General features: G+C 45.7%; 17 protein-coding genes and 1 pseudogene. 4 read left to right on the top strand and 14 right to left on the bottom strand.

Going from position 1 to position 25,374, the window contains the following annotated elements; genetic code table 11:
• Nucleotides 1-54: 54 nt before the first annotated feature.
• From GA693_RS06205 to GA693_RS06235, 7 genes and pseudogenes are all read right to left on the bottom strand, one after another.
• Nucleotides 55-258: pseudogene (locus tag GA693_RS06205) on the bottom strand (hypothetical protein); the annotation flags it as partial.
• Nucleotides 251-2,368 (bottom strand): hypothetical protein, encoded by a 2,118-nt coding sequence (locus tag GA693_RS06210; RefSeq protein WP_160241225.1) that lies wholly within the window; start codon nucleotides 2,366-2,368, stop codon nucleotides 251-253. The pseudogene GA693_RS06205 and the gene GA693_RS06210, both read right to left, overlap by 8 nt.
• A 64-nt stretch (nucleotides 2,369-2,432) precedes the next feature.
• Complete coding sequence (locus GA693_RS06215) at nucleotides 2,433-5,072, bottom strand: bifunctional aconitate hydratase 2/2-methylisocitrate dehydratase (RefSeq protein ID WP_160241798.1); 2,640 nt, start codon at nucleotides 5,070-5,072, stop codon at nucleotides 2,433-2,435.
• Nucleotides 5,073-5,367: 295 nt separating this feature from the next.
• Nucleotides 5,368-5,637, bottom strand: a complete 270-nt coding sequence (locus tag GA693_RS06220; protein ID WP_104470438.1) for a hypothetical protein — start codon at nucleotides 5,635-5,637, stop codon at nucleotides 5,368-5,370.
• 272 nt (nucleotides 5,638-5,909) lie between these two features.
• Nucleotides 5,910-6,269, bottom strand: coding sequence for a hypothetical protein (locus tag GA693_RS06225; RefSeq protein ID WP_016659081.1), 360 nt, complete (start codon nucleotides 6,267-6,269; stop codon nucleotides 5,910-5,912).
• A gap of 107 nt (nucleotides 6,270-6,376) precedes the next feature.
• On the bottom strand, nucleotides 6,377-10,888 hold the full coding sequence (locus GA693_RS06230) for a translocation/assembly module TamB domain-containing protein (RefSeq protein ID WP_160241224.1): 4,512 nt from the start codon (nucleotides 10,886-10,888) through the stop codon (nucleotides 6,377-6,379).
• A gap of 21 nt (nucleotides 10,889-10,909) precedes the next feature.
• Nucleotides 10,910-13,660 carry an autotransporter assembly complex protein TamA gene (locus GA693_RS06235; protein WP_160241223.1) on the bottom strand — a complete coding sequence of 917 codons (2,751 nt, stop codon included), beginning with the start codon at nucleotides 13,658-13,660 and terminating at the stop codon, nucleotides 10,910-10,912.
• A 177-nt stretch (nucleotides 13,661-13,837) separates the two neighbouring features.
• On the opposite strand from GA693_RS06235, the gene GA693_RS06240 reads away from it, so the two are divergent.
• Both GA693_RS06240 and coq7 read left to right on the top strand, forming a co-directional pair.
• The gene (locus tag GA693_RS06240; protein ID WP_160241222.1) at nucleotides 13,838-15,157 is read left to right on the top strand and encodes an MFS transporter; all 1,320 of its coding nucleotides are present in this window, start codon (nucleotides 13,838-13,840) and stop codon (nucleotides 15,155-15,157) included.
• 4 nt (nucleotides 15,158-15,161) lie between these two features.
• The gene (gene coq7, locus GA693_RS06245; protein WP_005178679.1) at nucleotides 15,162-15,797 is read left to right on the top strand and encodes a 2-polyprenyl-3-methyl-6-methoxy-1,4-benzoquinone monooxygenase; all 636 of its coding nucleotides are present in this window, start codon (nucleotides 15,162-15,164) and stop codon (nucleotides 15,795-15,797) included.
• Nucleotides 15,798-15,966: 169 nt separating this feature from the next.
• Here coq7 and GA693_RS06250 read toward each other — a convergent pair whose 3' ends face one another.
• The 4 genes from GA693_RS06250 to GA693_RS06265 all read right to left on the bottom strand — a co-directional run bounded on the left by GA693_RS06250 (nucleotide 15,967) and on the right by GA693_RS06265 (nucleotide 18,991).
• Nucleotides 15,967-16,404 carry a 2-amino-4-hydroxy-6-hydroxymethyldihydropteridine diphosphokinase gene (locus GA693_RS06250; protein WP_005178682.1) on the bottom strand — a complete coding sequence of 146 codons (438 nt, stop codon included), beginning with the start codon at nucleotides 16,402-16,404 and terminating at the stop codon, nucleotides 15,967-15,969.
• Complete coding sequence (gene folB / locus GA693_RS06255) at nucleotides 16,361-16,741, bottom strand: dihydroneopterin aldolase (protein ID WP_016659086.1); 381 nt, start codon at nucleotides 16,739-16,741, stop codon at nucleotides 16,361-16,363. Before folB ends, GA693_RS06250 begins: the two co-directional genes overlap by 44 nt.
• Nucleotides 16,742-16,859: 118 nt before the next feature.
• Nucleotides 16,860-18,158 carry an ABC1 kinase family protein gene (locus tag GA693_RS06260; RefSeq protein ID WP_016659087.1) on the bottom strand — a complete coding sequence of 433 codons (1,299 nt, stop codon included), beginning with the start codon at nucleotides 18,156-18,158 and terminating at the stop codon, nucleotides 16,860-16,862.
• 59 nt (nucleotides 18,159-18,217) lie between these two features.
• Nucleotides 18,218-18,991, bottom strand: a complete 774-nt coding sequence (locus GA693_RS06265) for a HesA/MoeB/ThiF family protein (RefSeq protein ID WP_160241221.1) — start codon at nucleotides 18,989-18,991, stop codon at nucleotides 18,218-18,220.
• Nucleotides 18,992-19,285: 294 nt separating this feature from the next.
• On the opposite strand from GA693_RS06265, the gene GA693_RS06270 reads away from it, so the two are divergent.
• Nucleotides 19,286-19,786 (top strand): pyridoxamine 5'-phosphate oxidase family protein, encoded by a 501-nt coding sequence (locus GA693_RS06270; protein WP_005178694.1) that lies wholly within the window; start codon nucleotides 19,286-19,288, stop codon nucleotides 19,784-19,786.
• A 182-nt stretch (nucleotides 19,787-19,968) separates the two neighbouring features.
• On the opposite strand, the gene GA693_RS06275 is transcribed toward GA693_RS06270, so the two are convergent.
• The 3 genes from GA693_RS06275 to GA693_RS06285 form a co-directional block, all read right to left on the bottom strand.
• The gene (locus GA693_RS06275) at nucleotides 19,969-21,609 is read right to left on the bottom strand and encodes an AMP-binding protein (protein ID WP_160241220.1); all 1,641 of its coding nucleotides are present in this window, start codon (nucleotides 21,607-21,609) and stop codon (nucleotides 19,969-19,971) included.
• Nucleotides 21,610-21,907: 298 nt separating this feature from the next.
• Nucleotides 21,908-23,044, bottom strand: coding sequence for an acyl-CoA dehydrogenase family protein (locus GA693_RS06280; RefSeq protein WP_005178699.1), 1,137 nt, complete (start codon nucleotides 23,042-23,044; stop codon nucleotides 21,908-21,910).
• A gap of 178 nt (nucleotides 23,045-23,222) precedes the next feature.
• Nucleotides 23,223-23,993, bottom strand: a complete 771-nt coding sequence (locus GA693_RS06285) for a 3-hydroxyacyl-CoA dehydrogenase (protein WP_005178702.1) — start codon at nucleotides 23,991-23,993, stop codon at nucleotides 23,223-23,225.
• Nucleotides 23,994-24,152: 159 nt separating this feature from the next.
• On the opposite strand from GA693_RS06285, the gene GA693_RS06290 reads away from it, so the two are divergent.
• On the top strand, nucleotides 24,153-25,172 hold the full coding sequence (locus GA693_RS06290) for an AraC family transcriptional regulator (protein WP_016659091.1): 1,020 nt from the start codon (nucleotides 24,153-24,155) through the stop codon (nucleotides 25,170-25,172).
• The last annotated feature ends 202 nt before the right edge of the window (nucleotides 25,173-25,374 follow it).

Consider the following 25,374-nt stretch of genomic DNA (forward strand, 5'->3'; position numbering starts at 1 on the left):
GGGCTTTTTTATGGGCTTTCGTTTACGGTAGATGACGGTTTCCCCGTATTTCTGAAATACCCACTCTTTTGCTTGTTGATCGGTCACATTTTCGCAAATGTAGTAGTCATGATCCCAAGCTTCCTGATGAAAAATGACCTGTTTACGGTAGACAATCTGTTTGCCATTTTCGGCACAGATAAAGCTGTCGCCTTGGTCTTTAACTTGAGTTCCGTTAAGGAAGCCACCGATACAGACGAAGCGGGATTGTTTAGGCATCCAATTTACCTATCATACGATTCATAAAACTATCATAATTACCGATTTGATGTTTCCAAAATCTATCATTCTCAATATCATCAATAAATTTAAGAGGATCGATACTATTCGCAACTTCCTCCACGTCAAAGCGACCACCTATAATCGAATCCATAAAATCAACCTTTCCATTTAAAGATATAATTATTTCATCTATGGATATTTTTAGATGATGATCAAAATACTGATGATCAAATTCTAAGGTTGTATCTATAATCCAGGAGTGAATTTTTACATCATCTAAATTTTCAAAATATTGATTTAAAAACTCATTTCTGACATGAGCTACTTTTTTCGAAAGTTGATAAGCAGCCTTATTTAAAGTGAAGTTTCGATATTCATAAATTTCTTGAATACTACTTTTAATATATGTTGATTTAACCTCTGCCACGATCACATGGTTTTCGTATACGGCAATAAGATCAATTTCACCAACCTCTCTATCTAGGGGATGATACTGGCAAAATACTTCAAATCCAGCCTTTTTAAATTTTTCAGCCAAATTTAACTCAATATTATCTGTTTCATTTTTAAGTTCTAATCGATTTTTATGCAATTTACGAACATAATTAATCATCATTGTGTTCACATTTTGGAATGCTGTTAACCATGGAAATTGAAAAATAAAATTATCTATTTTATAAAAAGGCTTTTGTTGAAATGTAGAAACATCATCTTCATGATATAAATTACAACTCCAAAAATTTAAGATTTGATCCATTTTCTTTTTTCTGACAGCATTTGAGCTTCCTTTTACCCATGAAGACATTCTTTTAATCTTATCTTCATGTTTAGCAAATGTGAAAGGCATTCTATTTTCACCTATCACAAAACCATGCATAGTAAGCTGTGTTAATGCATGTAAATTACTTTCTGCATTAGGTAAAAAACTCATAAATTTTTCAATATGATCTTTTAAATAATGTGCTTGTGATAAAGTCATGGTAATCATTGTTTCATAAACATCGAGTTTCTGATGATTGATACTGAAATCTGAAATTCCATAAACTTGAGTTAACTGTTCTTGAACACCATATGCTTTTGATAACGCGATTGCATTAGCTTCTAAATTTTCATCTGTATTTATAATGCTATACTTAGCGTCAGAATTTAGTAATTTTTCAGTACCAATACCAAGCCAATAGCTTATTAATAATGAATTTTTCTCTGACCAACGATCCTTTCTCTCTTGTGTATTGGTATAAATCAATTCTGAGTTGTTTAGCTTATAATTTACCTGCTTATCAAAACAAAACGACTCTAGTACATTTCTTTTATAATTAATAATCTCAATTTTGATAGCTACAAGCTTTTTATACAATTCATACTGCTCTTGAAGAAGCACAGTCATACCCTCACCAATCAAGAAAGGCATTAACTTATTTCTCAATGCCAATGCTATCGATTGTTCTGTTAACTTTTTAGTATTCTTTCTAGAGGTTTTAACAATATGATCAAAAGCTTTCCAAATCATTTCAGCTGAATTATTTTCATCTTTATCAAATTGATAAGGCAAATAATTAATATAATCTTGATGAGGAATCAAATACTGATAAGCATATAAACTTCCAAAAGCCATAGCTGTGACTTGACCAATGTTTAGTTTATTTTTTATATCTTCATAAGTTTCTAAGCGATGCTTATATTGTGATTGTAAGTGTCGTACAGTCTGAAAAAAGATATACAATGTTTCATTTTTAACTTCTTGTTCAATTTCCTTTAGTACACACCATGAATGATGATTGGAATGAATGATGAGCCCAGAATAACGTACTGCTAAAATAAAACTTTGAACATCAAGATTTAAATAATTGAGACAGATATTTTTATCAACTAAATTAAAACGAATATATTGGCTTAAAGCGAGAATATAGTTTTCGCTCCTTACATTTTCTACTGTAAGCGAACTTATAAAATTTGCTTGCCAAAACATATCAAATTTGTTTTTAAAAATTCCATTTTTAGGTTGTGAGCTTTTATATAAGAGATCTTCCACAATTTTTTGCTTTGCAATCTCATGTCCACATTCTAATAATAGAGACTCAAATTTATTTTCGTAATAATTTTGCATAAAAAAATAAGGGCTGATTACTCAGCCCTTATTTCTAACTCAATTTAATTTATTTTTCAATAAATTAGGTTAATTGAGCAGCAGCAATTTTCTTTGTATCTACATTTTCAGCAGCATCTGTGTATTCAGACATTTGATCAAAGTTCAAGTACTTGTAAATGTCAGCAGACATGCTGTCGATTTGAGAAGCGTATTGTTGATACTCTTCTGGAGTTGGTAATTTACCAAGAACCGCAGCAACAGATGCAAGCTCAGCAGAAGCCAAGTATACATTCGCGCCTTGACCTAAACGGTTCGGGAAGTTACGTGTAGATGTAGACACTACAGTCGTGTTCGGAGCAACACGTGCTTGGTTACCCATACATAATGAACAACCTGGCATTTCAGTACGCGCGCCAGCTTTACCATAAATGTTGAAGAAACCTTCTTCCATTAACTGGTGTTCGTCCATACGCGTTGGAGGAGCCAACCATAGACGAGTAGATAAAGAACCACCAGGAACTTTGTCTAGAAGTTTACCAGCTGCACGGAAGTGACCGATGTTCGTCATACAAGAACCGATGAATACTTCATCAATCTTGTCGCCTTGAACGTCAGAAAGCAGTTTCGCATCATCTGGATCGTTCGGGCAGCAAAGAATCGGTTCTTTGATTTCTGAAAGGTCGATTTCATACACTTTAGTGTATTCAGCGTCAGCATCAGCTTTAAGAAGTGATGGATTAGCCAACCATTTTTCCATGTTTTCTACGCGGCGCGCCATCGTACGAGCATCGCCATAGCCTTGTGAAATCATCCACTTCAGCATGGTGATGTTAGAACGTAGGTATTCAGCAACTTTCTCTTCAGAAAGCGTGATCGCACAGCCTGCAGCAGAACGTTCAGCAGAAGCATCAGACAATTCGAATGCTTGCTCAACAGTTAAGTCAGTTTCCATTTCTGTTAAGTCGATCTCTAAGATACGACCAGAGAAGATATTTTTCTTACCTTTCTTCTCTACAGTCAGGTCACCTTCTTTAATTGCGTAGTAAGGAATCGCGTGTACCAGGTCACGTAGAGTGATACCAGGTTGCATTTTACCTTTGAACTTCACAAGTACAGATTCAGGCATATCCAGTGGCATAACACCAGTCGCAGCAGCGAACGCTACCAGACCAGAACCCGCCGGGAATGAAATACCAATTGGGAAACGAGTATGCGAGTCACCACCAGTACCTACTGTATCTGGAAGAAGCATACGGTTTAACCAAGAGTGGATAATACCGTCGCCTGGACGTAAAGATACACCACCACGGTTCATGATGAAGTCAGGTAGTGTGTGTTGCATTTGCACGTCAACTGGTTTTGGATACGCAGCTGTGTGACAGAAAGATTGCATTACCAGGTCAGCAGAGAAGCCCAAGCAAGCCAGGTCTTTTAACTCGTCACGAGTCATAGGACCAGTTGTATCTTGAGAACCAACAGTGGTCATCTTCGGTTCGCAGTAAGTACCAGGGCGAACGCCTTGACCTTCTGGAAGACCACATGCACGACCAACCATCTTCTGCGCTAAAGTGAAGCCTTTGCCAGAGTCGGCAGGTTGTACTGGAGTACGGAATAAAGAAGATGGCTCAAGACCTAAAGCTTCACGTGCTTTACCAGTTAAACCACGACCAATGATCAGGTTAATACGGCCACCGGCACGTACTTCGTCTAGAAGTACTGGAGTTTTCAGTTCAGATTCAGCAATTTGTTCGCCGTTTTTGAACGCAGTTACTTTTGCAGCAGCGTGATCGATTTTCAGTGTGATTTCATCACCCATGTTCATGTTAGAAACATCGATCTCAACTGGTAATGCACCCGCATCTTCCATGGTGTTGAAGAAAATCGGAGCAATCTTACCGCCTAAGCAGTAACCGCCATCTTTTTTGTTTGGAATGTGTGGAAGTTCGTCACCGAAGAACCAAAGCACAGAGTTCGTTGCAGATTTACGAGAAGAACCGGTACCAACAACGTCACCCACGTAAGCAACCTGGTTGCCTTTCGCGATCAGTTCTTTAATTTGGTTTAATGGACCAACTTCACCAGGAACTTCTGGGTTGATACCATCACGAACGTTTTTCAGCATTGCATTTGCGTGCAATGGAATGTCTGGACGGCTCCACGCGTCTTGTGCAGGTGACAAGTCGTCAGTATTCGTTTCGCCTGTTACTTTGAAAACAGTCAGTTTGATTTCTTCTGGAACGTCTGGACGGCTAGTGAACCATTCAGCTTCAGCCCATGATTGAAGTACTGCTTTCGCATTGTCATTGCCCGCTTTTGCTTTTTCAGCAACGTCGTGGAATGCATCAAATACAAGCAGGGTTTTCTTCAGAGCGTCAGCCGCTAAACCACCAAGTTCAGCATTTTCCAGAAGCTCAACTAAAGGCGCTACGTTATAACCACCAAGCATAGTACCTAGTAAGTAAACCGCACGTTCTTTAGAAACTAATGGAGAAGTCGCTTCGCCTTTTGCAACAGCAGACAGGAAAGCAGCTTTTACATAAGCAGCTTGGTCTACACCCGCTGGAACACGGTTTTCAAGCAAATCAACCAAGAAAGCTTCTTCACCAGCTGGCGGGTTTTTTAATAATTCAACTAATGCAGCGGTTTGAGCATCATCAAGTGGCTTCGGTGGGACTCCGAGTGCGGCACGTTCTTCAACGTGTTGGCGGTAAGCTTCTAGCACGGTGTTATTCCTCTTTTTTAAAAAATTACCTGTGAATTCCAGCTTGTTCAAAGCTTCACAAGTAATATGGACTGCAAAATTTTACTAAAATTCCAGTTAAAAGTTAATGCAAGGAAGGTGTTTCTTTGTGATGCTCATTATTTTATAACTAAATGATGTTCATATTGTTTATACAATAATCAAGCGGAGCACGTTTAGACCCGTCATTGCTGCTTTTAATCCACTTTAACCGAATTCTAAATAGAAAAAAGGCAACACTATGCTGCCTTTTCCGGGTTCCAATTACTATTCAACCTTAGTGTACCGTTGTACTGTTTAAATATTGCTGCAGATGTTCGCGACTGCCCTCAAATTTGACCTGAATTTGATCTTCATGCAGGGTACTATGCCCGGCACTGGCAAAGGAGATATTGACCTGATAACGCTTGCTGTCAGCATCAATAAGTTGTTGAAAATAGACTTTATCTCCAATACTGAGCACATAGTTGCTATTGCCAATAATGGTCACGCCCTGTTCATCTTCCAAGAGCAAATCTGCATGATGCAGATAACCAACCACGTCCATGATGTGCTCCTTTCTTCTGGCTATTGTTAAATCCATTATTCATTAAAAAGATAAGCTTTTCTATATTGGTGCTAAAGAAAAGTGTCACAATATATATTTATATTGCTTAGGCTATTTAGAAGTAAGTAGAGGAAGGAAAATTAGGTTAAATATCCGCTTAAAAAAATAGATCATCGCAGCGAATTTTGATTATTGTTATCTATATGCAGAAATAGTGAGCACAAAAAAATGCCAGATTACAAATATGTCATCTGGCATTTTGGGTTCATGACTTAAAAACGTCGATAATCCGGCATTTCGTCATACGGCGTAGCCAGACATTTTTCTGTATATTGCGTTTTAATTTTCTCACGCGCGGCATCTACATCGCCCTTCACTTCCTGTTCAGGCATGGCATAGACCGTTTCAATAATCTCAAAAATAAATTTACGTGTGGTTTCATCTTCCACTTTGTCCGCATGAGCCAGTGCCTGATCTTTTTCAATGGCATTTTGACGATCCAGCATGATGGTTCGTGCTGCATTGCCAACACTGGTACAGTAACCTTTCCATTGCTCTTCCGGGGTTAAGGGCTTTTTCTCTGCACAGCCAGCCAATGCAATTACGGCAGCCAAAGCGAATAGTTTGTTCATGCATACTCTCCTATTTCCGCTATGATAATCAAAGTTATCGTGAATGAGAAATCGGCCAGAAAAAATGCGCCCGTGTTGAGCGCATTTTCAAGTTCAGAATAGACGGCTTAGAAACGCCAGTTATAGAAAATATCCACGGCACGTTCCAGCGACTGACTGGCTTCCAGATACAAACGTTTGTTCATCTGATAACGCAAGGTCAGCTTGTTCACCGGGGTAAACACGCCCACGCCATAACGGATAAACAGATCCGGAGTGATATAACCGGTCAGGCTGACCTGGGTATCATCCCCCGTACCCTGTGCATCTAAAGCCAACCCACTTAAACCAAAGGTACGCCCAATCTGGTTGGTCAGGGCACGCGTGCCGCCTAAACCAAGACTGATACCTGCCGCCGCAATGGTATTGTTGACATCGGAACGGAAACTGTCGGTCTGGCTTAAACCGCTGGCACCTTCGTTAATCCGGCCGGTAATCAGGGCATTTAGTGCTTCCTGCTCGGACAAGCCGGCATCGTTATAGACCTGAATATTCGGACCAGAAGCCGTTCCGGTCACCCGCACCCCGACTACGCTGCCCTGTACGCTCTTGTTGGCATCAATATCTAGACTCGGGTTGGCTAATGGTCCATTAAAACGGGCGATGGCACGGTTTAAATCCAGACTTTGGCCATAGGCTTCAATCTTGACGCGCTGGCTAACCCCAATTGCACCATTGGCGCGCATGGCGGTTTCCAGACCACGCTGACTCAGATACAGACGGCCCACCAGTGGAATACGGCTGTCAAAGCCCTGGAAGATGACCTGATCGCCCAGATTCAGTTCCAGATCGGCACGAATATCCCAAGGACGCGCAGAGCGTAATACCGCCAGCTGGTCTTGCCCTTCATGCACCACACGCACATCCGAAGACAGATTCACCACCGGATCGGAAGCTTCTGGCATAGAGATGAGGGCACGCGGCACATCGACCTTGCCATTTAAGCTTAAGCGTTTCTGGGTCGGGAAAACCTCCATGGATAAATCCGGCGTCACAATGGCGGTAATTAGCGGCGCCTGACGCACCAACAGATTATCCCCTTTTAAGTTCAGCTGAATTTTCGGTACGCCTTTCCAGTCAACATGACCGGTTAAATGTCCCACGCCCTGACCGCTGTTAAATGCGCCATTAATTGTGGCTGAATCCTGTCGAATCGAGGAATACAGCTGCACATTGGTCAGGTTCACCGGCAGGGAAATCATGCTGATGGCACCATCTTTCAAACGCATTTCACCGGTCAGTAATGGCTGGGTTAACGTACCGCCGACCTTACCGGCAAAGGACAATACCCCGGCCATAGAACGCACATCGGCAATAAACGGCTTAAAGACTTTTAACTGCACTTCATTAAAGGCAATTTCACCGCGCATCGGCTTACGCTCGGTATATGGATCAATAATAACATTGGCATAACCGGCACCAATTTCCGGGGTTTTCACATCCAGTCGAATTTGCAGACCTTCGGCAATACTTTTAGCCACCACAGCCACCTGATCATAGCTTAAGGTCGAACCCAGTTCTTGCGGGTCATCACCTGCCAGACCAATGACCCCATTACGGGTTACCAGACGTGCATCAATTTTTGGCCGCTGGCCTTGTGCCCAGGAGGCTTTGGCATGTCCATTGACTTTACCGGTAATCGCCAGACCTTCCGGCATAAAGGCGGCAAAATCGTTCAGGTCGACATTGCGCGTTACAAAGGACAGATTGCCTCGGTTTTTATTGACCCGAATTGGCTGGTCAAAACACAACTGGCTTTGCTGGCTCATCCAGCAATGCGCACCCACAAACAGATCACTGGTTTTGGTCTGGAAGATGACCGAGGCATTCTGACGCTGCACCAGACGGGTTCTTAAGGAGTCAAAATCACCTTTCTGGATTTGACCCAGCCAGTTATTTTCAGCATTAAAGCCGCCGGCCAGCTGCACATAGAAGCTACTTAAACGGTTTTCCGCTTTCACTTTCAGCAGATGCGCCTGGCGGGTACCAGCCAGTGAAATCTCGCCTTTTTGAATTTCACGGTTGCCGCTACGTAAATTTTCCAGACTGGCCGTAAGCAAGGTTGGGGTATTTTCCGAGGTCGGCAATTCACCGCGTAAACGCATTTTGCGCACGCTAAACAGGTTATTTAAACCAAAATCATCGACCACCAGATTGGCGGTGGCCTGCAAACGTGGTTGCGACTGCACATTTAAATAGCCATAAGCACGGCCACGCAAACCGGCATACAGTTCATACAGTGCTGGTGCATTCAGTTTGATTCTCAGGTTTTGTGCATTACCAGTAGCCTGAATCTGGTTCTTGGCATAGGCCAGATATAAATTATTGGCCTCAAACTGCTGCGGCAGGAAACCTTGCTGATTGGCATCCATCAACAGGGCCAGATTACCGGTACCACGTACCGGTTTATTGTTGATCATGCCAGCCAGATTGAGCTTTTCAATATTGATGCGTTTAAGCTGATCTGACCAAACCCCTTGGGTACGTACATTGCCCGACAGCTCGCCGCGCACACTCGAGACAAAATAATGCGGTTTAAAGCGGATTAAAGAGGCGTTCAGGTTCCAGCCAATGCCATTTTTCAGGTTCAGCATACCATTGGCCAGAATCTGCCCGGCCACACCGTCATGACGCAGGTCTGAAATCTTGATCAGCTCCGGTGTACCGGACAGTTTCAGCTTTAAACTGCCCTGACTGGATTGCAGCAGACTGCTGTTGAGTGCGCCATCATAATTGACCGCAAAGCTCTTGAAGCCGCCACCCGCACGCTCATCATGAAACAGTAAGGCCACGGTACTGTTCCCGGTCAGATGCACCGTTTCATCCTGCTCGGCCAGACGACCGCGTAAATCAATATTGTTTAAATGAATAATCTGCTGGTTTGGACGGGCAAAACCATTGGCCTGCAAACGGCCATTCAGCAGATTGACCGGAGCAGCATCAGCAATAATTTGCGGATTAAAATTGTCCGCGTTTAAGGTAGCATTCCATTTGAGCTGGCGCTTGTCGGTTGGCAGTTCAATCAGCGCACGTCCCGTTAAGGTGCTGGCGCCGGCGTTATAGCTAAAGCTTGGTACATCCAGATTATTGTTCTTCAGATTCAGCTCAGCCTTGTACATGCCCGCTGGTAAAGCACCCTGCTCATGCTGCGCCACCTGGGTTGCGACAAAAATCTTTTGCTGGCCTTCGACCAGGGCCATCTGCACATCACCCGATTCACTGGATAACCAGCCAATATAAGGCATCGCGCGGTCAATATTTTTCCAGCGCACATCCAGTACCATGGGGTTTGGCTGGCGGTTTTTCGGCGCATTCTGATCCAGTTTCAGGTTCCAGGTTTCATAGCGGTCGAAATCGACCTGCGCCGTCAGATGAGTTCCATTTTCTAAATGGCCTTTAGAGGCAATTTGAGCATCCAGACTTGGCGGCAGAAAATCCTGCACCACTTGCGGAATGAGTGGGTCTTTCGGATTAATCTTGTCCAGGCGACCGGTAATATCCCAGCTGACGCGCTCGTTCCAGCCGACCACACCAGCCACATTCACGGCGCCCTGCATCAGCTGGCCATTTAAGTTGCTGATGTTCAGCTGATTGACCAGATCGGTATGCATGAGCGCGGTATATTGTCCTTTTGGAATATCTTTACCCGTCAGATCGGTAGCGACATCTAAATCCAGACGCTTGATATCACCCTTAAACTTGGCTGTGCCGTCTTCTGTATACAGCTCCCAGTCTTGTAACAGCGGCCAATGGTATTGATTGAACTGCAGCTCGCCAAACATCGGCACATTTTTACGCATTGGATGCAGCACCACCCAACCGGTGAGCAAATCGGGCGTATAGGTCGCCACCCCGGCCTGAATGGTATCTAAAGACCCTTTGGCCACCACTTTAATATCATGAATATTCAGGCTGTTATTTAACGAAGGTAAATTCACATCACCAATGGCATTCAGCGGATATTTGCCATAAAAATCCATATCTCCGCTGGCATTTTTGACCGACAGATAATCCATACGCATACTGGAATCTTCAAATTCCAGTTTGGTGCCCGACCACAGCGCATCGTTCAGGATCACATCATAAAAATTGACTTTGCTGCCACCTGAAGTCTGAATCAGCAAACGGTCCAGATCGGCATGATCAAGCCGGAGTACAAAAGGCAGTCGGATTTCATTAAACTTGAATGGTCCATCACTTGGCGGTCCTTTGGTGGTAATTTGCAGATTACGCACATCGGCATGGGTAAAATGGATTTCCTTATTCAGCACGGCGCGCCAGCCCAGCATGACATCAGCGCGGTCAATTTTGACATCGACTGATTTTAGCGTAACCAGAATATTGCGCAGGATAATACCGCGTAATAAGTTTCCGCCTTCATATTCATACTGAATGATCTGCTGACGTTCCAGCACCCGGTCGAGCAGGAATTTACTGCCACGGTCGGTCGAGAACATGATTGCCAAAGCCGATACCAGCAACACCACCATAAACAGCAGTGACAACAAGGCACTTCTGACTATTCTGCGCTTTTTGGGTACAGGCGCGGGTGTATTTGGTTGCTGTTCAACTTCAGCCATAGTTCTCTCTAAATCTTAATTTTATAATTGCGAGCCAATAAAGAAATGCAGACGAATTGGATGATTCTCATCCGAAATGCCCGAAGCAACATCGACCCGAATTGGGCCAATCGGTGATGCCCAGCGTACCCCTAAACCGACACTGTATTCGGTCGGATTGCTAAAATCGGCATCATAGGCATTACCAAAATCGCTAAAAATTGCGGCGCGCCAGCCTTCCCTGAATTGATAGTTATATTCCAGCGAGCCCACCCCAAGTGCTTGTCCACCAATTTTAAAGCCATCAATTTGCGGAGACAGGCTCTTAAAGTCAAAACCGCGAATGGTCTGATCCCCACCGGCAAAGTAACGTAGATTATAAGGCACTTTGCTAAAATCTTCGGTCACGATATAACCCAGATCGGCACGACCAACAAACTGATGATCGTTATTTTCACCCAGAGAATAAATAAAACGCCAGCCGGCATTTAAAATTGCCATATCGGCATCGGACAACAGGCTTTCACTGCCGAGTTCAACTTTATAAATCTGCTTGAAACCACGGGTTGGATTGACACGCGGACTGCTGTCAGTACGCGACAGTTCATAACCAAACAGTAAAGACTGCTGTTCGGTGGAACCATTGCCAATAAAGGCGTCAGGAATCTTGTCAATATCGACCACACCGTTCTGGGTTAAACGGTCCAGACGGTAACGCAGACCATAAGCATGTTGCCAGCTGCCACGCGGGTTTTTAATAATCCGGTCGGCGCCGGCCACTGCCGATTCAATTAACAGGTCATTGCCGGCAGAAACATCGCTACGCTCTTCACGCTCATAACCGGCCACCAAAGTAATATAGTCATTCAGTGGATGATTATAGGGAATGCTATAGCGACCATCTAAAGACTGGCGGATTTCAGATAGTTCCAGGTTGGCATCGAAGGAGTGACCACGACGGTTAACAATGGCCCGGCGATACTGGCCACGTACACGCATTCCGGTATCTGTGCCATAACCGGCACCGACTTCTGCACTGTTCAGCTTATCGGCGTTCAAAGTCACAATCACCGGAATTTTCTTTTCCAGACGTGCCTGTTCTTTTAGCCGTTCTTCTTCTGACTGCTGGGTTTCCTGTTCGACCCGCAGCTGACGGATGTTTTCATTCTGCTCGGCTTCCTGAGTGCCGGCAAACTGGTCTTCATCCACCACTGACTGGGTCACTTCTTCAGTCGAGCTTAAATCTTTCTGGTCCTGAACCGGCTGGAAGTCTTCAGCGGAAAGTTTGCGCTGATCAACCAGGGCCTGAATATCCGGTGGCAACTCTGTTGGCCGCTCCAGCGGATCGGGACGCATGGTATCGACCAACGTATAGTTAAAATAACGTGAGTTGGTCAGGTTATTGGCCAGACCGTTGACCCGCCAGAAAGTATAATCGGCGCCATCTTCCCACGGCACCATGCTTTCCAGAATATCCATATCCAGAGGAAATTCTTTGCTCGGATCGCTCATCCGGAACTGGGCCGGCCCCAACGTATAACGCTCGCCGGGTTCATAGCGCAGATTAATATCGGCAGTATTTTGCGGCTGCGCCACTTTCACGTCATGCAGGCGCCAATAGCCATCAAAGAAACCGTTATTGGAGGCAGCATCATTAATCCGGGTTTTGGTCTCTTCATACAGACCGTGGTGAAACACATCGCCCACATCCTGATCGGGCAGGACGCGAATTACCTGGAACTGTGCCAGATTCTCACCTGGGCCGCTAAATTCAATATTCTGCTCCTGCACACGCACCGGTGTATTTGGTGTGACCAGAACCCGCACCCGGCTGTCATTCAGCTTTTCAAACTTGAATTCGGCATGATAAAAGCCGACGGCCTGTGCCGCCTGATTAGATAAAGAACGCAGCTGTGGTAAAGCCGAGGGAAAATCGGCAAAAGATTCCTGGGTAAAACTGGACAGTTTGCCGCGCACATTGGCACGCAGATTTTCCAGTGCCGTGGCATAGGCCTCTGCGGAAACTTCACCACTATTTTCGGCGCCGGTAATCACCACATCGGCACTAATCCGGGGCACCCGTGCAGTATTTAACTCACGCGGTGGACGTACCTTATACAGCAAGCGCCGGAAAAACCCCGGTTTATCGGCATCGGCCACTTCTGTATTCAGGCCCAATTCAGTCAGGGTTCGGCCGGAGGTATTCGCTTCCACCACAATCTGGCTGTCGGCGCGAATACTGTCCATGAGCTGGTCGACATTGACCGGAGACTGGTTAATTTCAGCCAGTTCCTGCTGGGTGGCATCATTAATCAGTACTTCGGTATTCTGCTCGGCGCGATACTGGCGTGCTTCCTGTTTGGCCTGTTCAGCGATCTGGAAAATTTCTGCGGCCATATTGGCATCGACCGGCATTACCGGTAAATCATCCAGATTTTCCAGTTCAATTGGCTGAAAAGCGGCTATCGGTTCACTGCTATTTTGCTGCTGTTGCAACATCTCCAGACTGTCCGGCTCAGTGCTGGGCACCTGAAAATTCTCAATTTTTTCTAATTCTTCAGGGGTATCTTTGCCTTGGCTGAGCGCCAGATCGCGAATTTCCTGTTTCATGTCGGCCGATGCGACCGGATCGCTCGCCGGTTCCGCCACTGCGGGAGGATTTTGACTAAAGCCCTGCTGTGCGACTAAACTTAAAAAGATGCTCAGACAAAGTTGTCTGGAATGCCTCCACTGAATTATGGCATGCATACTGTTAGACAGCGCAGACTTTTTAAAAGTTCGGTTCACAAGCATAGAAAACTCTAAATTTAATCTTTTTAATGGAAAAATCCGCAATGAAATGTTCGCTAACAGACTCTAATTTATTGGATTTTTTCAACAGTGAAAACACTGCAAAATATCATACATGATTTTCGGGCAATTATATCAATTGGTCACATTTCTTAATAAAACTAATGAAGTCCACTTCTTATGGAAAAAAATGAAAATTTGCTAGCCACACGACGCTTCTTGCCCATGTTCTGTACCCAGTTTCTGGGCGCGCTGAATGACAACGTGTTTAAGCAGGCTTTGCTGCTGGTGATTACCTATGGCTGGATCAGTCAGCAATCTGGCAGTATCAGCACCCTGAATAATCTGGCGGCACTGCTGTTCATTTTGCCCTATTTTATTTTCTCGGCCACAGCCGGACAAATTGCCGATAAATATGAACGCTCGCAGCTGGTGCGTTATTTAAAACTGCTGGAAATTGCGGTGATGTTACTGGCCACGGTCGGCTTCCTGATTGGCAACTTATGGTTGCTGATGTTTGCCCTGTTTTTAATGGGTACCCAATCGACCTTTTTTGGTCCCATCAAATATGCGATTTTGCCAGAAATCCTGAAACCGAATGAGTTGATGTCGGGAAATGCGCTGTTCCAGTCCGGCACCTCAATTGCCATTCTGGTCGGGATGATTCTAGGCGGCGCGGTGATTTCCCTCTCCGCTGGTAATTTACTCTGGATCAGCCTGACCGTGCTGGCTATTGCCGTGGTCGGTTATCTTGCCAGCCGTTTTATTTTAAAACAGCCGATTGCTGCACCGCAGTTACAGGTGGACTGGAACTTTTTCCGTACCAGTATTCAAACCTTAAAATATGCCAAAAACCTGCCGCTGATTTTTCTGATTTTACTCGGTAACTCCTGGTACTGGTTTTATGGCGCGACGTATCTGACCCAAATTCCGCAGCTGACCCAGCAAAACCTGCATGCTTCTGAAAATGTGGTCAGCTTATTGCTAACTTTCTTCTCGGTCGGGATTGGTGTCGGTTCATTACTCTGTCGTAAAATTGGCGGCACCGAGGTAAATATCAAGATGGTACCGATTGGTGCGGTCGGTTTAACCGTATTTGCGTTTTATCTGGCTGCTACACTGGCCTTTGTACCACCACAAACTGGTGAACTACTGGGCTTAAGCGAAGTCTTTCAGCAAGGCTGGAGTTATTATCATGTGATGCTAGCCGTGACCTTGCTCGGTATTAGCGGTGGTTTTTATATTGTGCCCCTATATGCCATGATGCAGGCCTATTCACCGCGCTCGCATCGTGCCCGGGTGGTGGCAGCCAATAACATTTTAAATGCGATTTTTATGGTTTCTTCAGCCATCTTCTCGATTATTATTTTAAGCGTGCTGCAAATTGACCTTAAAATTCTGTTTTGTATTACTGCTGTTTTAAGCGCCATATTCACCATCTGGCTCTTGTTTAAACTCAAGTCTATGCTTGATACTGCAGCAGCCCCTCTGGAGGATTAAATTCATGCGTCATTACACCGGTCTCGACAAGTTTATTCATTCATTTGATCAGGCCTTACGCAGCCTGGTTCCGGGTGTCACCTCGGCTCAGCGCGATAATCCTGGGCAAAATACTCCAACTCAATTAGCAGTGAGTGAAGCGCGTCATGTGGCGGGATTAATGCGGGTCAATCATAGTGGTGAAGTTTGTGCGCAGGCGCTGTATCATGGTCAGGCACTGACAGCGAAGCTCCCGAATGTACGCCGCGAAATGGAACAGGCCGCCATTGAAGAACAGGATCATTTGGCCTGGTGTGAAGACCGTTTAAAAGAACTGGATAGCCATACCAGCCTGCTCAATCCGGTCTGGTACGGACTATCTTTTGGCATGGGCGCTATTGCCGGAATTGCCGGAGACAAATATAGCTTAGGTTTTGTCGCTGAAACTGAGCGTCAGGTCAGCCTGCATTTAGAAGATCATATTCGTCAATTGCCAGCACATGATGAACGCTCGCGCAAAATTCTGGAACAAATGAACGAGGATGAGCTGCATCATCGTGATACGGCGCTAAATGCAGGCGGGGTTGATCTCCCTGCGCCTGTACGTATTGCTATGACCGGTATTTCAAAACTGATGACCAAGACCAGTTATTATATTTAAGCGTTTTATCTTCATCATGTTTGATGAAAGATTCCAAAAACAGCCTGCATCCTCGCAGGCTGTTTTATCATGCGTGTGCAAGCTTAAGTAAAATCAACACGACCAATTTATCTACTTAATTTAAAAAGCCCGGTATAAAAACCGGGCTTGCTGATAAATCATGTCATCTTCACGCTGAACATTGAATTACAGGAAATGGATGGGGCTGATGAGCAAATGCCGCATTGTGCCACAGCTCGAACATCGGGATTTTTACATCCAGAGCCAGCGGTAATTTTTTCGGATTAAATTGCATTTGCTCCAGGCTTGTCCCCCAAGCAATTAAATCCACATCTAAACTGATTTGATGTGAAGGTCGTACCCGCCCGGAATCTGCTTCTAACTGTTTTAGCAAGGCCAGAATCTGCTCGACACTGTGTTCACTCTTGAGCAGACAGGCGGCATTCCAGTAATCCGCACCAATCCCATCCCGGCACGGAATCAGATAAATCGAGGAACACTGCAAACGCCCCAAACGCGACAGCGCAGCAAATGCCTGTTGAAAATGCTGTTCAGGATGAGAATTACTCGCCAGTGCTAGGGCGAAAATCGTTTCGGTGGCGTTCAAGACGAATTCCTACAGATTGGGCTTGCGGGATAATGGCAGGCTTGCGGATGCTAATCATAATCGATTCAACTGTAGGATAGTGAGCAAAAAGTGCATCCAGCACCAGCTTTGCTGCATGTTCAATCAATTTTGGCTGAGCGGCCTGAATCACTTGCGCAGAAATTTCGCAAATTTCGGCATAGTTCAGGGTATCTTCCAGTTCATCAGAACAGGCAGCCTGCTCCAGACTGCACTGAATGCTTAAGTCCAGCAGCAAAGGCTGGATAATCTGACGCTCCCAGTTAAAACAGCCCACCACTGTTTCGACCTTTAAGCCTTCAATAATAATTGCGTCCATCGGATTACTCGGGCGTGTATAACGTGAATCATCGCCTGCCTGCTACATTAGCATCACGTGTCACTTTGCGATGTAGCAGCAACAGCTTGTTATATAAAAGCTGGGCGATGTCTATAAATTAATGTTTGAGCAGCAGATTCGGGTCCATACTTTGTACCATCTGCAAGCGCTGGTCGGCATAAATGTCAGTATACGGCGCCAGGATACGCATGAAACGGTCAAAGTACAGCATTTGCTTGAACAGCAGCGCAAAATCACGCGGGAAACGGATGCCATGACGTTCACCAACCGCCACCATATCCATCATGATGTCATTTAAATCGGCCGGATTTGAACTGAGGATTTCCTGTGGATCGGCCAGCAGTACACCACTAAACAGACGTTCCAAATCTTGCGCCAGCACTTGGGTGTTAATCTGGGTATCGGTCATGCCCATTTTCAGCATGTTTTCCGCCATCAGCGTGTAGTCGGTATTCTGCAAGGCATCCATAAAGGCGATACAGGCCGTCCAGACTTCAGGCTTCAGCTGCCCGACAATACCAAAATCAATAAAACCGACGCGGCCATCTTCCAGCAGCATCAGGTTGCCAGCATGCAGGTCGGCATGGAAACTGTTACACATCATCAGGCTGCCAAACCAGGTATTCATGGCGGTAATTAACACCTGCGACGGGTCTTTGGCATACTGTTTTACCACTTCAAAATCGGTTAAAGGCACCCCGAAAAGACGCTGCATGGTCAACACCCGGCGAGTGGAATACTGATGATAAACCTTCGGCGCTGTTGCAGCCTGATTCTGGGTCAGGTTCAGATAATTGACAAAATCATCCAGGTTTTTGGCTTCTTCAATAAAGTCGACTTCGCGCACCATACGGACTTTAATTTCTTCGACAATATCAGCCAGAGAGGCGAATTTTACTTTTGGTACGGCTTTTTCCAGCAGCTTGGTGGCCCAGTGCAGCACATTCAGGTCGGTATATAAAATGGTTTCCACACCCGGTTTCTGGACTTTAATCACCACATCTTCGCCCGAGACCAGCTTGGCAGCATGCACCTGGGCAATGGAAGCCGAAGCCAGCGGGGTTTCATCAATCGAGGCAAAAATTTCGCCTAAATCACGCCCGGCGAATTCTGAAGCCAGCACCTGCTGTACATAGCTAAACGGCAATGATGGAGTTTGATCTAAACAGCCCTGAAACTCTTCCACATACTCACGTGGAAACAAAGATGGCGTGCTGGCAATAAACTGTCCCAGCTTGATATAGGTTGAACCGAGCGATTCAAAGGTTTCACGCATCAGTTTGGCGTTGCTGGGTTTTTCAGTCGCATATTTCAGGCCGGCTTTGGCCGCCACGACCGCCGTTTCGCCCATACGCGCCACGGAACGAAGGCCATCTAACCAGATATTGTTTTTCATAATGTCTTCGATGAAATTAAATTTGAGTCAGTGTAGCAAAAAATTGATGTCAGATAGATTTATCTTGCCTGACAGCATGGGCAATTTCGGTCTTTTTCAAACGCCAGCAGGCGCTGTTTTAAACTCAGCCCATCCCAGAGCAGCAGCTTCTGTTTTAACGCAGCAATTCCCAGACCTAAATAGATCAAGGTATGATGCGCCTGTAAACTGGCCATCACATTCGGAGTCGTGGCCAGCACACCAGAATCGGCGCAGCGCAGGCTTTCATTGACCTGATCTTCTTTTGGAAACAGGCATTCATAGCAGGCCGAATCACCTTCTACCATAAACAACTGGCCCTGAAAACCAATGGCCGAGGCACTAATCAGCGCCACCTGATACTGCACACAAACACGGTTGACCAGATAGCGGGTACTGAAATTATCGCAGCCATCCAAAACCAGATCCTGCTGGGCAATCAGTTCGGCGGCATTGCTGTCATCCAGTTTGGCTGTGATGGCATGTACCTGAATATACGGATTAATCTTTTGCAGACGCTTGGCCAGAATGTCGGCCTTATAGAAGCCTAAATCTTCTGCGCTATAGGCAATTTGACGTTGCAAATTACTGATTTCAATCGTATCGGCATCAATGAGGGTGATTTTTCCGACCCCGGCGCGCGCCAATAGTTCGGCACTGCTACAGCCTATACCGCCACAACCGACAATCAGCACATTGGCCAGTTTTAATTTTTCCTGCGCTTCGATATCCCAGCCATCCAGCAAAATCTGGCGACTATATAAATGCATTTCTGCATCGCTCAGTTCCTGCCAGTTATCCTCAAGTGTCACCATTTATCTTCCTGTTTTTTGCTGGCTATAGTGTAATTCGATTGATTTTTTTTAACAGCCTTACCCACTGTTTTTTCGGTGTTCGCCGCCCTTCGTTTTATGTATAACCTCTTGGTCTGGATGATATGTAAACAACTGTCTTGCCTGATGCGCTTTTGTTGAGCGCAGATATTGTTTTACCCTGAATCTGTATGAGTTAGGTGAGACCGCTACGCGAAGCACAAAAATCGTTTTACTCTGCTTGTGAATGAGTTCTTTTGCGTAAAAGCGCATTTACTGACATCAGGAGCAAAGCACATGAACGATCAACATAACCGCGACAAATTATGGGAACTGATTAAAGATGTACGCTTCACCATGATCAGTCACCACACCGAAACCCAAGAAATTCATGCACAGCCAATGACCATGCTCAATTCTGAAAAGCTGCATGAACGTCAGAATTTGTATTTTATTTTGCGTGACAGCAATGATCTGGTTACAGCAGTGACCAGCGGCCGTAACCAGATTGGTCTGGCGTTCTCCAAACCCTCAGACGGGATTTATGTGTCGATGAGTGCACATGCGCAAATCAGTACAGATCGTGCCCTGATTGATCAGCTCTGGAATCCATGGGCGGAAAACTGGTTTAACGGCAAGGATGATCCTTCGGTGCGTGTTCTGGTGGCAGAAGCGATTAGTGCCGAATACTGGAATGTCACCGACAATAAAGTCACCCAGTTATTTAAAGTACTGAAAGGCAATCTGACCGGTAAAACTGGTGAACCCAATTCTGAACACCAGAAAATGGATTTATAACAGCCACATATACGCCTTGAAATAGCCATAAAAAAAAGGCACGCTTTGACCTGTATTTTGCAGATTCTTGCGTGACTTTTTATAGATAAAAATAAAACTGATAAAAATCAATATCAAGAAACCAAATGTAATGACATACAAATTACATAAATTAAATAATTTTAATCGTCTTCTATCTCCTCTTAACTGACTTTTTCCAACAGTATCTGTTTATCAATTTCCTGCTGCTTAAGGATATTGCGTTGAATCTTGCCGCTGGAGGTTTTGGGTAAAGCCTCGACAAATTCAATCTCTTTCGGATAAGCATGTTTGGATAAACGTGAACGCACATAATGCTGTAGTTTTTGTTCCAGTGCCGGACTTGCAGCAAATTGTGCTTTTAGCACCACAAAGGCTTTAACGATTTCAGTACGTGCCGGGTCCGGTTTACCCACCACGGCTGATTCCAGCACTTCCTCGCATTCCAGCAAGGTGCTTTCGACATCAAACGGTCCGACCCGATAGCCCGAAGTTGTAATGACATCGTCTGCACGCCCAATAAAATCAATTCCGCCCAGCTCATTTAAACGCACCGTATCACCGGTTAAATAGTACTGGCCCACAAAGGATTTACGGTTATGTCCGGCATAGCCTTTAAACCACATTAATGGAGATTGTGATTCATCCAGCGCCAGCGTGCCAATTTCACCCGCGGCAACTTCCTGATGCTGTGCATTTAATACCGCAAAACGATGTCCCGGAATGGCATAACCGGCCGAGCCCACTTTTTTGTGATGTTCCAGCGCATGATGATTGGCAATCACCATGCCCAGTTCAGTTTGTCCGTACTGATCGTAAACATTGACCTCGAGATCCTGTTTAAACCAGTGAATAACTTCTGGGGTTAGTGGCTCACCGGCACTGCTGACCACGCGCAAGGTTTTAGGTACACCGGCAAATTTTTCTTTAAAGCCAAAGAACATACGAAAGGCTGTTGGCGAACCGGCCAAATTGCTGACCTGATATTTTTGAATGACTTCCAGTGCATGATCGACACTAAATGGTCGTTCATCCATGATAATACTATGCCCCAGACTGAGCGGCCCGGTAATGCCATAATACAACCCATAGGCCCAGCCCGGATCGGCCAGATTCCAGAACGAATCTTCAGCACGTAAATCGACCGCATGCTGCATATAACCTTTAAAGGCCAGCAAGGCTTTTAAAGGCACCGGTACCGATTTTGCCAGACCCGTAGTACCCGAAGTAAACATCATCAGGAAGTCATCATCAAAGCTGCGCAGTACCGGCTCAAAACTGGCAGAATGCTGATTCAGCTGCTGCCAGAAATCGGCATCACCTGTTCCAGCCGCTTCAGCACCGACGGTTAATATACCAATCTGCTGCAATGAACTGAGTTTGGCGCGTTGCTCGGTATGGGTCACAATAAACCGGGTATTGGCAGCCTCCAGCCGGTGTTCAATCGCTTTCGATTCAAATGCCGTAAATAGCGGCTGATAGACCGCGCCCATCCGCCAGGTGGCCAATACGGTAATCAGCAATTCCGGAGTTCTTGGCAGCAGACCGGCAATACAGTCGCCTGCTTTTAAACCCATGGCCTGAAAATAATTGGCCAGCTTGCCTGAAGCCTCAGCCAGCTGATCAAAGCTCCAACGAGCTGATTCACCCTGCTTACCTTCCCAGATCAAAGCGGTGTGCTGCTGTCCGCAATATCGACCACAGCATTCGGTATAGGCATTCAGCGCCTGTGCCGTTCCCTGTAACTGGGTAGCAATCAGTTGTTCCAAATTAAAATCTTGATAGGCGTCTTGCAACGTTTTCATGGGGGCAACCTCTTATCCTTCGGGGCGATTGATCTGCAAAAACATCCGTATTGCAGGACGTGTTCCTTGTTGTTTTCATGCCATCGGGCTGATGGTCTGCAGTCCATCCGACTGCAGGGTTATTTCTTATACTGCTATTTTTAGATTGTACCCATGCAAAGCGGTCTTCACATGGGAGATGGGTTAGATGATGAATAACATCTTATGCTTCAGTTCAGCATAAGGAGGGCACCACTGCAATTTCCATTGGCCTCAATCGTGATGCCGTGTTTGGACATATTGCTGTATCAACGCCGGTTTAAGACTGGGTCACAGCCCGGGCAATCACCAAACGCTGAATATCCGAAGCGCCTTCATAAATCTGGCTAACCCGAACATCGCGGTAAATCCGTTCTACCGGGAAGTCGGACACATAACCATAACCGCCATGAATCTGGATGGCATCGGAGCAGACGCGCTCTGCCATGGTTGAAGCAAACAGTTTGGCCATCGAAGCCTCTTTTAAACACGGTAAACCGGCATCTTTTAAGCTGGCTGCATGCAAAATCAACTGACGCGCCGCTTCAATTTGCGTGGCCATATCGGCCAGACGAAAAGCCACTGCCTGATGTTGCACGATCTCAACCCCAAAGGCTTTACGTTCATTGGCATATTCCACGGCGGCATCTAAAGCAGCACGCGCCATCCCCACCGATTGGGCAGCAATCCCGATCCGGCCTGACTCCAGATTGGACAAAGCAATTTTATAGCCTTCGCCTTCCTGACCGAGCAGATGATCAGCTGGAATACGGCATTGATCCAGCACAATAGTCGCCGTATCGGAACAATGCTGCCCCATTTTGTCTTCTAAACGCGATACGATATATCCGGGGTTCTCGGTCGGGACCAAAAAGCAGGAAATGCCTTTTTTGCCAGCAGATTTATCGGTCACAGCAAAGACCAAAGCCAGCTGGGCGTGTTTACCGGTGGTAATAAACTGCTTGGTGCCATTTAATATCCAGCTGTCACCATCACGTTCAGCCTTGCATTCGATGGCACTAGCATCGGAACCGACTTGCGGTTCGGTCAGGCAAAAACAGCCTAACCATTCACCGGTCGCCAGTTTGGTCAGATAATGCTGTTTTTGCGCTTCAGTGCCATAACGCTGAATGATGCCGCACGGTAAAGAGTTTTGCACACTCACAATCGTCGAAATCGCACCATCTCCTGCGGCAATTTCCTCTAAAGCCAGCACCAGCGAGATATAATCCAGACCGGCACCACCCCACTGTTCCGATACAGTCATACCCAGTGCACCTAAAGCGCCCAGCTCTTTCAGTTCCTGTGCCGGAAACTGTGCGGTTTTATCGCGTTCGGCTGCGGTCGGTTTCAATTTCTCCTGCGCATAGCTACGCATCATGTCCTGAACCATTTTTTGTTGTTCATTTAAAATCATTGCTTTCTCGTTCTCATTACGTTGGATTCGGCTGAAGTACGCTGGCTGATCTAAAAACTTGGGGGATGGTCTAGCTGCAGCATCAGCACGACAACCAGACCAGATGGGTTTATCTTATTTTTATTTACTTAGGCTATTTATTTAACCCAGCAAAGGGCTGCTTTTTTAAGCATTGTACTTATTTAGGCTGCATCCGGATCGCACCATCCAGACGAATCACCTCACCATTCAAATAGCCATTTTCAAAAATCTGTCCTACCAACTGGGCAAACTCATGTGGCTTAGCCAGACGCGGTGGATATGGCACCATCTGCCCCAAAGCATCCTGCACATGCTGTGGAAAGGCTTTCAGCATTGGTGTTTCCATAATCCCCGGTGCAATGGTCATCACGCGGATCGATTCACGGGCCAGTTCACGCGCTAGCGGCAAGGTCATCGCCACAATCGCACCTTTGGACGCAGAATAGGCCGCCTGACCAATCTGTCCTTCATACGCCGCCACTGAAGCGGTATTGACAATTACACCGCGCTCTTCTTCACCAGCTTGCAGTTGATATTTGGCCATCAGCTGCGCAGCAAAACGAATCATGTTAAAGCTGCCACTGACATTAATGTCCAGCACTTTCTGGAACATGCTTAAGCTATGTAAGCCTTCTTTGCCCAGCACTTTGGCTGAAGGTGCGATGCCGGCACAGTTGACCAGACCATTTAACTGGCCATAGTGCTGCTCAATCTCGGCAAAGAATTGCTCTACCGCGGCTTCATCGGTCACATCCAGCGCCTTAAACTGGGCTTTTTCACCCAATTGCTGTGCCATTTGCGTACCCAGCTCCTGATTCATATCGACCAGAATGACATTGGCCCCCTGCTCCACCAGATACTGTGCAGTAGCAGCGCCCAAACCAGATGCACCACCGGTAACCACACATACTTTTCCTTGAATCTTCATTTTATTTTCCCAAATAGTTTTGTTATCAATGACACATACTCGACTTAAGATGCAGAGTAATCAGACTCCAGCTTGAGTACAATTTCCAAATACAGCATCCTGCATGATGCCTTTGAACAATAGCATTTTTAACATAATTTTAAATTGAATAGACACGCGATGACGCCATCCCATTTGCATTATAGTAAAGGCACCATTTCTATTGCACTGGTGCATGAAGCACTGCAAGCCGCCCAGCAGCAAGGGGTGGAAATTCACTCCATTCTGACCCGGGCCGGTATTCCGCTGGAGCTGATGCATTCGGCCAAAGCGCGGGTGTCGGTGCTGCAATATGGGCAGCTGTGGATTGCCCTGGCCGATGCCATGAATGATGAGTTTTTTGGTATGGACAGCCATCCGCTGCGCCGTGGCAGTTATCGTTTATTGTCCAAATGGGTCTACTCTGCCGATACCATTGAAACCGCACTGAAAGAGATTCTAAAGTTTTTCAACCTGATTCTGGATGATCTGCGCGGGGAACTGCAGCTCAACAAAGATGCTGCTGTGCTGACCCTTCATGATCGGGCGCAGCCCAAAGCCATGTTCAGTTATGCGACTTATTTAATGCTGGTGCATAGCCTGATCTGCTGGCTCAGTGGACAGCGCATTGCCATTCAAAAAATCGAACTAAAATGCCCGGCTCCAAGCGATGATGCAGATTATCGGGTGCGCTTTTGTGAAAACATTCGCTATGAACAACCCGACAACCGAATCTATTTTGATGCGCAGGCTTTGGGTCTAAAAATCAAGCAGGATGAGCGCAGCTGGAAACGCTTTTTACAGCAAACCCCGTATAACCTGCTGGTGCGTTTTAAAAATCCGCATGCGTTAAGCACGATGATTCGCAAACAACTGATGCAGCGTCCGCCAAGTGAATGGCTGGAACTGCATGAACTGACCCGACAACTGAATATGTCAGGCGCCACTTTTCAGCGCCGTTTAAAACAGGAAGGTACCAGCTATCAGCAACTGAAAAATGAAATCCGCCGCGATACCGCGATTGAACTGCTCTCGAAAACCGAGCTATCGCTACAAGATATTAGTGAACGGCTGAATTTTCATGATCCAAGTGCCTTTCACCGAGCCTTTAAAAAGTGGACTGGCTTAAATCCGGGGGCCTACCGGCAGAATCAAAGCTAGCCGTTATTTATGCTGATATTTTTAACTCAGAACTTTTAAATATAAGTTGCAATATGAAGCACTTGGCATTTCAAGTGCAGTATTTGAACCGGTCATTCATCGTAACAGCATTGCCAATCACACCAAAATAGATTAATTTTCACTCAATTTATCGCATAGATTCTATGCAATTTTGGCTGTAATCCCTCCTCCTCCTTGTTGT

The sequence above is a fragment of the Acinetobacter indicus genome (assembly GCF_009914475.1).
GTDB classification, from domain to species: Bacteria; Pseudomonadota; Gammaproteobacteria; order Pseudomonadales; family Moraxellaceae; genus Acinetobacter; species Acinetobacter indicus.